Here is a 12,895-nt window from a genome sequence, read left to right as displayed (position 1 = left end):
CCTCGGGCGGTCATCCCGCCACTCCGACGGATTTGCCATAGCATCGGTCGATGCAGGAACTCGCCCGAGAGCCGCTCGCGGGTTCCGGCACGGACAGGAGAGCCACGGTGCGCAGCGTCTCGGATCAGAACATCGCCGAACAGGTCACGGACGAGCTGCGCGCGGCCATCCACTCCGGAGAGCTCGCCCCCGGCGAGCGCCTCGTCGAGCGCAAGCTCGCCGACCGGCTCGGCGTGAGCCACATCCCGGTGCGCGAGGCGCTGACCCGTCTCGCCGAGGAGCGCCTGATCACGCGCGAGCCCCGTCGTGGCGCGCGCGTCGCACAGCTCAGCGCACAGGACCTCGAGGAGATCTCGAGTCTGCGGATCGTGCTCGAGCAGTTCATGGCCATCCGGGTGCAGGAACGATGGAACGAGGAGTCGGCCGCCCGGCTCGGCGCCATCATCCAGGCCATGTCGGACGCCGCGCCCGGTGACATCGCCGAGGTCCTTCGTCAGGACCGCCTCTTCCACGAGACGCTCGCCGACCTCGCCGAACACCGCTTCCTCGACGAGCTCAGCGGTCAGCTGCGCGGGCGCATCACCGGTTTCATCCAGGCCGCCAACTCCGCGCTCGACCCGACCGAGCAGGAAGAGCACGTGCGCAGTCACCAGCAGATCGTCGACGCCATCGCCAGCGGCGACCCGGAACAGGCGCGCGCCGTGATCGCCGAACATGTCACGCGCGCCGTCCGACGCATCACTCCCTCCGTCCCCGCCGAGTGAGCGCACGACCATGAAGACCATCGTCCTCACCGGAGCATCCGACGGCATCGGCGCGGCGGCCGCCCGTCAGCTCTCCTCACCGTCGAACCGCCTCATCCTCGTGGGCAGATCGGCCGAGAAGACCAGCGCCGTCGCCGAGGAGACCGGCGCCACCTGGTTCACGGCCGATTTCGCCCGCCTCGACGACGTGCGAGCCCTCGCCGCGCAGATCACGGATGCCGTGGGCGACGGCGGTATCGATGTGCTCGCGAACAACGCCGGCGGCATCTTCGGGGATCCGACACCGACCGTCGACGGGTTCGAGAAGACCATGCAGGTCAATCACCTGGCACCGTTCCTGCTCACCCGCCTGCTGCTGCCCGCACTGCTGCGCTCTCGCGGGGCGGTCGTCAACACCTCCAGCATCGCCCATCGCCTCTTCGGACACCTCGACGTCGACGACCTCGACAACGCTCGACGCTTCAGCCCGAACAAGGCCTATGGCGACGCCAAGCTCGCCAACGTGCTGTTCGCCAAGAGTCTGCACACGAAGTTCCACGCCGACGGACTCAGCGCGGTGGCATTCCACCCCGGGACCGTGCAGACCAACTTCGCCTCCGACTCCTCGAGCATCATGCGGCTGCTGTACCGCACGCCGCTCAAGCACCTCATGCTCATCGGCGCCGACAAGGGCGGGGCCACGCTGCGGTGGTTCATCGAGGGCACACCGGACGAGACCTGGTTCTCCGGCGCGTACTACGACGAGCGCGTGCTCACCACGAAGGTGAACCCGCAGGTGGACGACGCCGCGCTCGCCGAGGCGCTCTGGCAGCGCAGCGCCGCCCTCGTCGGCGTCCACCCGTAGCCGCCGCGTCCACTCCCCTCCCCGCCGCCCTACTCCCGCGTCTGGCCCGCGAGCGCACGGCCTCGTGGCGAGCGCACGGCTTCGTGACGCGGAGAACCCGTGCTCTCGCGAGCACACCGTGCACTCGCCAGATGGAAGAGCCCTCGGACGTCGTGACGTGTAACATGTCACTGTCACGAGGAAGGGCGATGAGACCACGAATGAATGCAGCGAAGCAGAACCGTTCCGTGTGGAGACGCAAGCCACTCGACGAGATGACGGAGGATGCCGCGCACAGCGGCCTCTTCAAGTCGCTCGGGCTGTGGCAGTTGACGGCCATCGGGGTCGGAGGCATCGTCGGCGTCGGGATCTTCTCGCTCGCGGGCCTCGTCGCGCACGGCGACGCCGACAACCCCGGGGTCGGGCCGGCTGTGCTGCTGTCCTTCCTCATCGCAGGGCTCGCGTCCGCTGCGGCCGCGCTCTCGTATGCCGAGTTCGCCGGGATGATCCCTCGCGCGGGCTCCGCCTACAGCTACGGCTACGTCGCCCTCGGCGAGCTCGCCGGATGGTTCATCGGCTGGGATCTGCTCCTCGAATACGTCGCGATCGTCGCGGTCGTGGGGATCGGGATCTCGGGGTACCTCGACGCGTTCCTGTCCGGGTTCGGCATCCATCTTCCGACCGCGCTCACCGAGACCTTCGATCAAGCAGGCGGGGTGGTCAACGTCCCGGCCATCGTGGTCTGCCTGTTCGTGACGTTCCTGCTCAGCCGCGGCACGAAGACGTTCGGGCGCTTCGAGCTGGTCGCGGTCGCCGTCAAGATCGTGCTGATCCTGGCGATCGTCGGACTCGGCGTGTTCCACATCGACGCCGCCAACTACGACCCGTTCCTGCCGAGCGGCTTCGGCCCGGTGTTCACGGGTGCGGCGACGGTGTTCTTCGCGGTGTTCGGCTACGACGCCATGAGCACAGCCGCCGAAGAGGCGAAGGACGGCCGGAAGCACATGCCGAAGGCGATCATCCTCTCGCTCGTCATCGCGATGCTGCTCTACGTCGCGGCGACCCTGGTGCTCACCGGCATGCAGAACTATCAGGACATCGACCCGAAGGCGGGGTTCGCCTCGGCGTTCTCCAGTGTGGGACTCCCCGTGATCGCGTCGATCATCTCGGTGTTCGCGGTGCTGTCGATCCTCACCGTCATGCTCACCTTCCTGCTCGGCGCGACGCGGGTGTGGTTCAGCATGAGCCGCGACGGCCTGCTGCCGGGGTGGTTCGCCGCGGTCGACCGGCGCGGCGTGCCCCAGCGGGTCACCTGGATCGCGGGTCTCGGCTCGGCGTTCTTCGCGGGGGTCTTCCCGATCAGGGTCGTCGCCGACCTGACGAACATCGGCATCCTGGCGGCCTTCGTCGTCGTCTGCGTGGCTGTGATCGTGTTCCGCTACACGAAGCCCGACGCCCCGCGCACGTTCCGACTGCCGTTCATGCCGCTCGTGCCGGTCGTCGGCGTCGCGTTCTCGCTCTTCCTCATCTCGCAGCTGCACTGGGAGACCTGGGTGCGCTTCGGCGTGTGGCTCATCATCGGGCTGATCGTGTACTTCGAGTACGGCCGTCACCACTCGCTCATGAATCCCGACAGCCCCCGGCACCCGCGCTGACCCTCACTCCCGCGCCCGTCCCCCTCGCCGAGTGCACGGCTTCGTGCCGAGTGCACGGCTTCCTCGCGTCGAGAAGCCGTGCACTCACGAACAACCCGTGCACTCGGCCACGGGGGCGGGGGCGCGGGGCGGAGGCGCGGGGCGGTGGTCAGACCACGAGGTTGGCGGTGTCGACCACGCGGTCGCCCTCGGCGGGGAATGCCGTGCGGGTGACGCCGGACTCCACGTTTCCGGTGTGCAGCAGTGTGGACGAGGTGCCGAACGCGGCATCCGTCAGCTCGAGCGCGCCGCCCTCGAAGCGGTTCCCGGTCGCACGGTAGTGGGTCGCGCCCTTCGTGACAGAGACGTGCGTGGCCGAACCCTCCGCACGGAAGGTGCTGTCGCTCAGCGTGAGGTGCAGCTCGCCGTCGCCCGTCCGCGCCACGCCGGTGCCGCCCTTCAGAGCCACATCCGAGCCGGCGATCTCGATCGCCTGACGCTCGCTCCGTGCCGCGGCGAGACGGGCGTTCCGGAGCGTCGAGCCCTCGATGCGCAACCGCTCCGACGACGTCGCGATGGGCGCCGCGTCGTCCGCAGCGGACAACGTCGACCCACGGAAGGTCACCGCACCCGAGCCCGCGATCTTCATGCCGCCCACCCGATCGAGCACGGTGTCGACGAACGTGACCGGGGTCTTCACGGTGGCGTTCGTGAGCTCGCCAGGGGCGACGAACGTGAAGTGCGAGTCGGCGATCACGGTCGGCCGCGCCGAGTTGTCCGACGCCTGCGTGATGATGAGCGTGTCCGACGCCGTGCACCCCCGCAGCTGCGCGCCGTCGGCGTTGATCCACAGCATCCCCGAGCCCGCGAGAGAGGGCTTGCCGATCACCTGCACGTCTTCGAGCGTGAGGTCGGTGATGCGCACACGCGCGACGAACCACGAGCACACGTGCTTGCGGACGGTGATGCGCTTGGCCGCAGAGCCCCACGCCGCGCCCGAGTTGGCGAAGGTCATCAGCCCCGAGTTACCGGTGTAGGTGAGGTCGTGCTCGTACTGTCCGTGGGTGACGAACGGACCCTGGTCGTCGCCGTCGCCGTGGCAGTTCTCCACCAGGCAGTAGGCGCTCGCGGTGAAGTCGTTGAGGTGCCGGGAGTTCGCGGTATGGCAGTTGGCCACATATCCGTACAGGCAGTAGATCTGCTGCGTGAGGTATCCCGCCCCGCCCCAGGTGACCGAGGTCGGGTTCTTCAGCGTGCAGCTCACGGTCGAGTAGTACGTGTTCCACCGTCGCTGGATGAGCGGCCAGAACGTGCCGGTCCCGTCGATGTGGTCGACGTCGCAGCGCACCGCATACTCGAACGCCAGCGGGTGCGAGCCCGTGTACTCGTCGGTGCCGGTGCCGAGGAACTTGAGGTTCGACACCGTGACGTCCTGCACCGGCTTCACGTGACGCCATGTCATCGTGCGGTCCTTGCCGAGCGGCCAGCCGTTCTTGTAGTTGATGCGGATGTGCGTGCCGTCGACGATCTGCGTCACCTGGACGAGGCGCTGCAGCTCCCGCTCCCACCGGCCCGACAGCGCGTTCACCTCGGCCGCGTACCAGGAGCCGACGGCGAAGAACGACGAGTCGGCCACGGGGAAGATGTCGCCGAGATCGGGGACGACCTCGTTCAGCCGCGCCTCGTGCACGGCATCGGTGACCTCGCCGCGGAAGAACATGACCGCGGCGAACGGGTCGTCCTTGCCCGCGTTCTCGATCCCGACGGTGGTCATCAGGTGCCCGCCGAAGTCGAAGGCGATGTTCGACCGCGTGAAGGTGTGGCGGCGCACGAAGTTCAGGTCGCTGTGCGCCTCGACCCGGTGGATGCGCGCATCCTTCACCATCGCGTCGAGTGCATCGTCGGCGTTCACGGTCGCATCCATGACCCCGAACATCCGGAAGTCGACCACGCCGTCGTGCACCAGTACCCATGTGCCACCCTTGGGTGCCGCGAGCACGGTGCCGCCGTTGGCCGCGGGGGCATCCTTCTTCACGAAGCGATAGAGCCCGTCGCCGCCGTCGCCCGCCGCGGCGTACCCGGTCGTACGCACCAGGTCGCCGTCCTTGCCCTTGCGCGTGGCGAGCTCGGTCGCGGTGCCGCCGTTCGCGACGTTCGCCGAGCCCGACGAGCTCAGCGGCGCCACAGGGCCTGCCGCCTGCGCGGGGGTCTGCGAACCGACCGCGACCACGCCGCCGAGCGCCGCCGCGCCGAAGCCGGCGAGCAGCATGCGGCGGCTGCGCAGCGCCGCGGTGTCGGTCTCGATGTTGTCCAGCTGGGTCATGCTCTTCCTCCTTGCGGCGTCCTCGCCGCGGTCAGGCGTCCGGCCCGGTGGCCGGACCGCGTTCTCCGATCCGTTCCCCATCCCCAGCTCTCCGAGCTGCTGCTCAGAAGTAGTCGCCCGCCGTGAAGTGGCGGATGCCGTGCAGTCGGGCCTCGCGTCGCAGCGGGCGCACCATCCCGGTGCGGTCTTCCTGTCGCACGGCGTGCGGCGCGACGTCGTGGATCACCCGTTCCTCCTCGGGCAGCGCGGGAACGGCGAGTTCGCACGCGCCCACCGCGGCCGCTGCCCAGTCCGCGGCGACGGCACTGTACAGCTCGCGGTACACGGCTGCAGATCCGTCGGACTCGGGGAGCACGGCACACTCGAGGAGCCTGCCGAGACCGCCATCGGTGTCGGCGATCGCGTAGCCCCGCACCGCAGAGCCCTCGACCCAGCGGTACAGACGGGCCCCGCGCATCCGCACCTCGGCCATCGTCCAGTCCCGGTCGTCGCGCACCGGCGCGAGCACGACGCGATCCGCGCGCGAGCGCTCGTAGACCTCGCCCAGAGCACCGAGACTCCCCAGGCCGACGGTCTCGCGCTCGACACGGCCCGCGACCGCCGCGAACGCGGGAGCCGTCCAGGGACCACGCAGGGTCCGCGGCATCGAGAACGACGCGAACCCGCTGGAGCGGTACACGTCCGGCGTACCCGTGAACAGCAGGGCCCAGTCGGCCTCGCGCGCTGTCTCCAACGTCGCGGCGACGAGCCGGCGGGCAAGGCCCTTCCCCCGGGCGCGCTCGGCGACCGCGACGCTCCCGATCGCATGCACCTCAGCGACCCCTCCGTCGGATTCGCGCAGCCGCTTGGGCAGGCCGTAGATCGACCCGCACACGCCGTCGTCGTCCTCCGCCACGAACGTGTGCGCGAGGCGCTGTTCGTCGACGAGCCACTGATCCGGCGCCAGCGCGGGTGTGAACGCGGTCGCCCACAGCGCCGTGAGCCCCGGCTGATCCTCGACACGGGCCGGACGGATCGTGGCCCCGCTCATCGGCTCGAGGCTCATGCCATCGACGACAGCTGGGCGCGGTCGACCGCGTGGACGAGCGGGCGTCCCTCGACGAAGGCCTCGACCTCATCCGCGACGATCCTCCCCTGCCGCAGTCGTCCCTCACGGGTGCCGGCCGCACGGTGCGGGGTGACCAGCACACCGGGGAGTGCACGGAAGGGGCTGTCCGCGGCGAGCGGCTCTTCGTCGAACACGTCGATCGCGGCACCGAGCCGACCGCGCTGCAGTTCCTCGATCAGGGCGGTCTCGTCGACGAGCCAGGAGCGCGCCGTGTTGACGAGCCCCGCACCGTCGCGCATCAGTGCGAGTTCGCGCCGACCGATCAGGTGGTGGGTCTCCGGCAGTGTGGGGGCGTGCACGGCGACGATCTGCGCACGGCGGAGGGCGTCGTCGAGGGGAGGAGTTCGGCTCCGAGCGCGGCGGCAGCGGCGGCGTCGATCGTGGGGTCGACCAGCAACGGCTCGGCCCCGAGGGCACGGATCAGCTCCAGGTAGGCCCGTCCGGTGCGCGAGGCCCCGATCACGGCGATCGGTGCACCGAGGATCTCGTGCTGCACCCCCACCGCAGCGGCGTCGTGCCAGCCGTCGCCCGCACGCAGCGCATCGTGCATCTCGGGAACACGGTGCAGCAGCGCGAGCGTGAAGGTCAGCGACACCTCTGCCACCGACCGAGCCATCCCCGCTCCGGCCTGAGTGACCAGGACGCCGCGGTCGAACAGCTCGTCGGTCGCGAAGGGCTTGATGGTCGCGCCGGTGTGCGCGATCAGCGCGAGCTCGGGCAGTGATGCGAGCACGGCCGCGTCGAAGGGTCCGACACCCCAGCTCGTGAGGACGATGCGCGCCGCGCCGAGCTCGGCGTCGGAGAGCCGGTCGACCCGCACGAACCCGCCGCCGAGGCGCTCGGCCGCAGCACGGAGCCGCTCGGCGTCCGCGGCAGAGAAGAACTCCGCGAAGAGCCCTTCCGAGACGACCGCGACCACGGCCGGTGCGCTCGCCGCCGCGGTCATCGCAGCCAGTCCTCGAGGTTCTCGGCGATGAAGGCGTCGTCGTTGAGGGCGGGGTAGGCGTGGCGCACCCGCTCGATCTCCTCGGCCTGTCCTGCCGAGAGTCCCTCCGCCGGGTCGAGGCACCAGATGCCGTCGAGCAGCCCCTGTTGCCGCAGCATCTCGTGCACCCCGGCGATCACCCCGTGGAAGTCGTTGCCCGGATCGAACACCGCCTGGTTGACGTCGACCATGTCGGAGGCGAGGAGTCCGAGTTCACGGTAGGCCTCGGCGTCGCCGCCCATCGCCTGACGGACGCGGTCCAGCAGCGCGACCGCAGCTCGGGTGCCGACAGCCCACTGGCCCAGCAGCCCACCCACGAAGCGCAGGGTGCGGGGACCGTCCGGCGCGTCCACATGGAACGCGGAGAGCAGATCTGCGACGATCGCGTCGTCGTTGCCGGTGTAGAGCGCGATCTCGTCCGCCCGACCGGACGCGGCGACGCCGCGCACGAGTTCGAGGGTGCGGTAGCGGTCGAAGGGTGCGGCCTTGACGGCGACGACCGACGGTATCGCGGCGAACTCCCGCCAGAAGTCGCGGTCGAGCACCGGCCCGCCGATCGCCGTCTGGAGGTAGAAGCCGACCAGCGGCAGCACCTCGCCCACGGCGCGGGCGCGTTCGAGCAGGGCACGCTCGTCGGCGCCCGCGACGCGAGGACTCACGAGCACCGCGTCGTAGCCGAGCGAGCGGGCGAGCTCGGCCTCGGCCACGGCCTGTGCGGTGTCTCCGGCGACGCCCGCGATGCGCACGAGACTCGCGTCGCCGCGGGCATCCATCTCCTCTGCGGCCAGCGCGAGCACCGGCTCGAAGAGGGCGTGCTCGGGGTCGCGGATCTCGAACTGGGTCGTGTGGACGCCGACCGCGAGGCCGCCGGCTCCCGCGTCGAGGTAGTAGCGCGAGAGGCGCGCTGGCGACGCTCATCGAGTGCGCGCTCGGCGGTGAGGGCGAGCGGATGCGCGGGGATCACGGCGCCACGGGCCAGGGTCGCGGCGGCCTCGGGGCGCAGCGAGGGCACGGTCGCGGTGCGCGCTGTGGAGCCCGCCATCAGAACTTCCCGTCCCGCACGGCCCACTTGGTCGGCTTCGCGATCATCGGAAGCGCGGCGGCGATCCACTCGGCCTGCATGCCGATCAGGGTCTCGGCCGAGACCGCGGGGTAGCCGAACAGGGCCATGCACCGGCGGGCATCGCTGAGCAGAGCGGTCGGCTGCGGCTCGTCGACGATCGTGACCTCGCGGTCGAACAGTGCTCGAAGCGACGGGCGATCGACTCGACGCTCAGCAGCTCAGGACCGGTCAGGTTGATCGTGAAGGGCGCCGTCGAGGCGTGCACGAGGCTGCGCAGCACGACCTCGTTCGCGTAGCCCTGCCAGATCACGTTCACGTTGGCCGTGGCGACCGAGACGGGCTGCCCGGCGTGCACGGCGCTGCCGATGTCGGCCAGCACGCCGTAGCGCAGATCGACGGCGTAGTTCAGACGGATGATCGCGACCTTCGTGCCGCGCTCCTGCGCGCCGAACTCGAACACCCGCTCGCGGCCGAGGCACGACTGGGCGTACTCGCCGATCGGTGCGGGCTGGACCTCTTCGGATGCCCCGCCGGACGAGGCCGGCAGGAACGGATACACGTTGCCGGTCGAGAGCACCGAGATCGCACTGTCCCGGTAGCGGCGGGCGACACGATCGGGCAGTGCAGCGTTGACCTCCCATGCCCAGGAGGCGTTCGTCGCGGCGCCGAACTTCGCGCCGACCATGAACACCACGTTGGGCGCGTCCGGCAGGGATGCGAAGTCGTCGTTCTCGATCAGGTCGAACGAGACGACCTTCACGCCTGCGGCTTCCAGGCGCTCGCGGATCGCGGCGTCGCCGAAGCGCGAGACCGCGTAGACCGCGTCATCGGTGCGGCCGGCGGCGTCCATCCCGCGGCGCGCGAGCATGGCCAGGGTCGGGCCCATCTTGCCGCCCGCTCCGAGGATCACGAGGTCGCCCGCCCCGCGGGAGAGGTCGGCGATCAGGCCGGCGCTCGGTGTCGCGAGCGCCTCCTCGAGCTCCGCCTCGGATGTGAATCGGCGCTGCGTCGTGAACTGGTGCTGAGTCACGTGGTGCTTTCCCTTCTTCTCAGCCCTTGATGCCCGTACCGGCCACGCCCTCCTGCACGTACCGCTGAGCGATGAGGTACGCGAGGAAGATGGGCAGCAGCGCGACGACGGACCCGGCGAGCATGGTGCTCAGCGGGACGTTCTGCTGCTGCAGCGACGAGATGCCGACGGTGAGTGTGAACATCGAGTTGGATTTCGCGATGATGAGCGGCCACAGGAAGTCGTTCCAGTGCCACAGGAAGACGAAGATGCCGAGCGTCGCCAGGATCGGCTTGCACAGCGGCAGCACGATGCGCAGGAAGATGCGGAACTCCCCGGCGCCGTCGATGCGCGCGGCCTCGAACAGCTCGTCCGGCAGCCCCGAGATGAACTGCCGCATCAGGAACACGGCCTGCGCGTTCGCGAGCGAGGGCAGGATCAGGCCCCAGTAGGTGTCGACGCCACCGAGGTTCGCCATCAGGATGAAGGTCGGGATCAGGGTGACGTGGAACGGCACCATCACCATCGCGAGGAACGACCAGAACATCACCTCCTTGCCACGGAAGCGCTTCTTGGCGAAGGCGTAACCCGCGAGCGCCGAGAAGAACAGCACGGCGACGACCGAGACGAGCGAGTAGATGAGCGTGTTGCCGAGCCACCCGAGGATGTTCTGTCCCGCGAGCACCTGCTCGTAGGCGTCGAAGGAGATGTCGGTCCAGGGCAGCAGCGAACCGGGCAGTTCGACGACCATCCCCGGCTTCAGGCTCAACACGACCATGGCGTAGAAGGGGAAGAAGCTGAGGATGCCGGCGAGGCTCAGCCAGATCCACCGCCCGACGATGCCCCATCCGGTCGGCTGAAGGGCACGGTAGGCGCGGCGCTGCTTCGACGACGTCTTCGGCGGCTTCGGCGTCTCGGTCGACGTCGGCGGCTGCATCAGAGCGGTCATTTCTGCTTTCCGATCACCAGGCGCTGGATGAGCGCGACGACGAGGGTCATGATGAACAGGGCCACGCCGATCGCGGCCGCATAGCCGTAGTCGAAGTAGCGGAAGCCCTGGTCGTAGAGCATGTAGACGAGCGAGTAGCTGGCGTTGGCCGGCCCACCCTGGGTCATCACGTAGATGACGTCGAAGACCTGGAACGCGGCGGTCGTCTCGATCACCGCGAGGAAGAAGAAGGTCGGGCGCAGCACGGGGAGGATGACGTAGCGGAAGCGCTGCCAGGAGTTGGCGCCGTCCATCAGGGCGGCCTCCTCGAGTTCGCGCGGCACGTCCTGCAGCGCGGCGATGAGGATCATCATCCCGTAGCCGAACCGGGACCAGACGCCAACGACCACGATCGCCGGGATGACGAGCACCGTGCTGCCGAGCCAGGATCCGCCGAGACCGAGCGGGGTCATCAGCGCCGACCATGGGCCGTTCGCCGAGAAGATCCAGACGAAGATCGAGCCGGCGAGCACGAGCGAGGTGATCACCGGGAGGAAGAAGATCGAGCGGAAGAAGCGTGCGCCGCGGAAGGCCCGACGCACGCCGAGGGCCATCACGGTGGAGAGCACGAGCGCGATCGGCACCGCGAACACCGTGTAGATGAGCGTGGTGCCCATCGCGCGCCAGAACAGCGGATCGGCGATCATGCGCTGGAAGTGGTCGAGTCCACGCCAGGCGATCTCGCCGGTGATGTCGTAGTCGAAGAAGCTCAGCGCGACACCGACGATGCTCGGGCCGAAGCGGAAGGCGATGAAGAGGAGGAACGCGGGGAGCACGAACAGGAACGCGATGCGCGCCTCACGCCGTGCCAGGATCCGCGTGACCCGCCCTGCGGGCCTCTTCGCCGTGGTTGCCGTCGTCATCAGTGGTACCTCACGTGGGGGAGTGAAGGGGGTGCCGGGGGCGTGCGCGGACGTGCGCACGCCCCCGATCCTGCTACTTCTTGATCAGCGGTGCCGCGGCGGCCGCAGCATCCTTGAGCGCGTCCTCCGGCGACTTCTGCCCGAGGAGGGCGGCCTGGATCTCCGGCGCGAGCACGCCCATCAGCGCACGGGACGAGGCGTCGAGCTCGCCCACCGTGGTGTCGGGGACGTACTTCTCGACCTCGCCGAGCAGCGGGTCGTCCGCGTACAGCGGCTCGGTGGTGCTGAGCGCCGAGAAGAAGCCGGCTGCCTTCAGGTACGGCTCGACCACGTCGGCGCCGGTCGCGTACTCGGCGAACTTCGCCGCGGCGTCCTGCGCCTTGGAGCCCTTGAGCACCGACAGCGAGCCGACCGTGCCGTACGCTACCGACTCCTTCTCGGTCAGCGGCGCGAGGACCTTGACGTTCTCCTCGCCCCAGAAGGGCAGGACCTCGGGGACGGCGTTGTTCCACGTGCAGGCGACCTTGCCCTGGGCGACCGCGGTCTGCTCGAGCGGGACGTTGGTGGTGAGGGCCTCGGGGTCGAGCGCTCCTGCCTCGGCCAGGTCGGTGAGGAAGGTGAGCGCCTTCTCGCCTTCCTTGCTGTCGAAGCCGACGTCGCCGTCCTTCGTGTAGACCTCGCCGCCCGCCTGCCACAGCAGCGGGTAGTACGTGAGGTTGAGGGTGTTCTCAGCCGACGCCGGGTAGTTCAGGGCGTACATGCCCTTCTCGGTGAACTTCGGTGCCATCTCGGCGATGTCGTCCCAGGTCTCCGGGTACTCGGTGACACCGGCCGCCTCGAACGCCGCGGCGTTGCAGAGGAGCGGCTGGGCGCTGGTGAGGATCGGCGCGCCGAGGATGTCGCCGTCGAGCGTGACCGACTCCTTGACGTTCGGCAGCAGCTCGCCCTGGCGCTCCTCGCTCAGCAGGTCGTTGAGCGGTGCGATCGACTTCTGGTACGCCGCGAGCTGGTCGGGGATCAGGTAGACGACGTCGGGTCCCTTGCCTGCCGCGATCGCGGTCTGGAGGGCCTCGTCGCGGTTCGCCCACGGGAAGATCTCGTAGTCGACGTTGATGTTCTCGTTCTTCTTCTCGAAGTCGGCGATCGTCAAGTCCCAGAAGTCCTTGTGCACCGCCTCGTCGGCGATGACCGGGTAGAGCCAGACCGTGATGTCCTGCTCACCCTCTGCGGTGTTGCCTCCGCCGGCCGAACATCCGGCCAACAGGGTGGCGGCCGCGACTCCCGCGACGACGCCGGTGATCTTGCTGACGCGCATGGTGCTCCTTTGCTTATACC

13 protein-coding genes are annotated in these 12,895 nt (G+C 69.3%); 3 read left to right on the top strand and 10 right to left on the bottom strand.

All coding sequences use genetic code 11. From position 1 onward, the window contains the following. Positions 1-50 precede the first annotated feature (50 nt). The 3 genes from K1X59_RS01045 (at position 51) to K1X59_RS01035 (ending at position 3,242) form a co-directional block, all read left to right on the top strand. The gene (locus tag K1X59_RS01045; protein ID WP_244632303.1) at positions 51-764 is read left to right on the top strand and encodes a GntR family transcriptional regulator; all 714 of its coding nucleotides are present in this window, start codon (positions 51-53) and stop codon (positions 762-764) included. A gap of 10 nt (positions 765-774) precedes the next feature. Continuing rightward, a complete protein-coding gene (locus tag K1X59_RS01040) occupies positions 775-1,608 on the top strand; it encodes an SDR family NAD(P)-dependent oxidoreductase (RefSeq protein WP_183151534.1) in 834 nt (277 codons plus the stop codon). Between the two features lie 200 nt (positions 1,609-1,808). Then, on the top strand, positions 1,809-3,242 hold the full coding sequence (locus K1X59_RS01035; RefSeq protein ID WP_183151533.1) for an APC family permease: 1,434 nt from the start codon (positions 1,809-1,811) through the stop codon (positions 3,240-3,242). A 148-nt stretch (positions 3,243-3,390) separates the two neighbouring features. On the opposite strand, the gene K1X59_RS01030 is transcribed toward K1X59_RS01035, so the two are convergent. The 10 genes from K1X59_RS01030 to K1X59_RS00995 form a co-directional block, all read right to left on the bottom strand. Beyond that, entirely contained in the window at positions 3,391-5,544 is a 2,154-nt protein-coding gene (locus K1X59_RS01030) for a peptidase C14 (RefSeq protein ID WP_220173841.1), read from the bottom strand. Positions 5,545-5,647: 103 nt separating this feature from the next. Further along, complete coding sequence (locus K1X59_RS01025) at positions 5,648-6,574, bottom strand: GNAT family N-acetyltransferase (RefSeq protein WP_220173840.1); 927 nt, start codon at positions 6,572-6,574, stop codon at positions 5,648-5,650. Positions 6,575-6,585: 11 nt separating this feature from the next. Beyond that, positions 6,586-6,960 (bottom strand): NAD(P)-dependent oxidoreductase, encoded by a 375-nt coding sequence (locus tag K1X59_RS20550; protein ID WP_258567245.1) that lies wholly within the window; start codon positions 6,958-6,960, stop codon positions 6,586-6,588. Then, positions 6,915-7,598, bottom strand: coding sequence for an NAD(P)-dependent oxidoreductase (locus K1X59_RS01020; RefSeq protein WP_258567002.1), 684 nt, complete (start codon positions 7,596-7,598; stop codon positions 6,915-6,917). Before K1X59_RS01020 ends, K1X59_RS20550 begins: the two co-directional genes overlap by 46 nt. Next, positions 7,595-8,410, bottom strand: coding sequence for a dihydrodipicolinate synthase family protein (locus tag K1X59_RS01015; protein WP_258567001.1), 816 nt, complete (start codon positions 8,408-8,410; stop codon positions 7,595-7,597). Before K1X59_RS01015 ends, K1X59_RS01020 begins: the two co-directional genes overlap by 4 nt. Positions 8,411-8,678: 268 nt before the next feature. Continuing rightward, positions 8,679-8,807 carry a hypothetical protein gene (locus K1X59_RS20545; RefSeq protein ID WP_258566999.1) on the bottom strand — a complete coding sequence of 43 codons (129 nt, stop codon included), beginning with the start codon at positions 8,805-8,807 and terminating at the stop codon, positions 8,679-8,681. Next, positions 8,765-9,730 carry an NAD(P)-dependent oxidoreductase gene (locus K1X59_RS01010; RefSeq protein ID WP_258566998.1) on the bottom strand — a complete coding sequence of 322 codons (966 nt, stop codon included), beginning with the start codon at positions 9,728-9,730 and terminating at the stop codon, positions 8,765-8,767. Before K1X59_RS01010 ends, K1X59_RS20545 begins: the two co-directional genes overlap by 43 nt. A gap of 19 nt (positions 9,731-9,749) precedes the next feature. Continuing rightward, entirely contained in the window at positions 9,750-10,658 is a 909-nt protein-coding gene (locus K1X59_RS01005) for a carbohydrate ABC transporter permease (protein ID WP_183151531.1), read from the bottom strand. Next, complete coding sequence (locus K1X59_RS01000; RefSeq protein WP_183151530.1) at positions 10,655-11,560, bottom strand: carbohydrate ABC transporter permease; 906 nt, start codon at positions 11,558-11,560, stop codon at positions 10,655-10,657. Before K1X59_RS01000 ends, K1X59_RS01005 begins: the two co-directional genes overlap by 4 nt. A gap of 73 nt (positions 11,561-11,633) precedes the next feature. Beyond that, positions 11,634-12,875: an ABC transporter substrate-binding protein gene (locus K1X59_RS00995; protein WP_183151529.1), complete on the bottom strand. Its 1,242-nt coding sequence runs from the start codon at positions 12,873-12,875 to the stop codon at positions 11,634-11,636. Between the last annotated feature and the right edge of the window lie 20 nt (positions 12,876-12,895).

This window comes from Microbacterium sp. Se5.02b (genome assembly GCF_019464375.1).
Taxonomy (GTDB): Bacteria; Actinomycetota; Actinomycetes; order Actinomycetales; family Microbacteriaceae; genus Microbacterium.
The sequence above is the reverse complement of the archived record's forward strand: the minus strand, read 5'-3'. Positions and strand labels throughout refer to the sequence as shown.

Bases quoted from the DNA above. Each gene is read 5' to 3' on its own strand.
- K1X59_RS01045 (WP_244632303.1), top strand. From the start codon at position 51: ATGCAGGAACTCGCCCGAGAGCCGCTCGCGGGTTCCGGCACGGACAGG.
- K1X59_RS01040 (WP_183151534.1), top strand. From the start codon at position 775: ATGAAGACCATCGTCCTCACCGGAGCATCCGACGGCATCGGCGCGGCG.
- K1X59_RS01035 (WP_183151533.1), top strand. From the start codon at position 1,809: ATGAATGCAGCGAAGCAGAACCGTTCCGTGTGGAGACGCAAGCCACTC.
- K1X59_RS01030 (WP_220173841.1), bottom strand. From the start codon at position 5,544: ATGACCCAGCTGGACAACATCGAGACCGACACCGCGGCGCTGCGCAGC.
- K1X59_RS01025 (WP_220173840.1), bottom strand. From the start codon at position 6,574: ATGAGCGGGGCCACGATCCGTCCGGCCCGTGTCGAGGATCAGCCGGGG.
- K1X59_RS01020 (WP_258567002.1), bottom strand. From the start codon at position 7,598: ATGACCGCGGCGGCGAGCGCACCGGCCGTGGTCGCGGTCGTCTCGGAA.
- K1X59_RS01015 (WP_258567001.1), bottom strand. From the start codon at position 8,410: ATGGATGCCCGCGGCGACGCGAGTCTCGTGCGCATCGCGGGCGTCGCC.
- K1X59_RS20545 (WP_258566999.1), bottom strand. From the start codon at position 8,807: ATGGCCCTGTTCGGCTACCCCGCGGTCTCGGCCGAGACCCTGATCGGC.
- K1X59_RS01005 (WP_183151531.1), bottom strand. From the start codon at position 10,658: ATGACCGCTCTGATGCAGCCGCCGACGTCGACCGAGACGCCGAAGCCG.
- K1X59_RS01000 (WP_183151530.1), bottom strand. From the start codon at position 11,560: ATGACGACGGCAACCACGGCGAAGAGGCCCGCAGGGCGGGTCACGCGG.
- K1X59_RS00995 (WP_183151529.1), bottom strand. From the start codon at position 12,875: ATGCGCGTCAGCAAGATCACCGGCGTCGTCGCGGGAGTCGCGGCCGCC.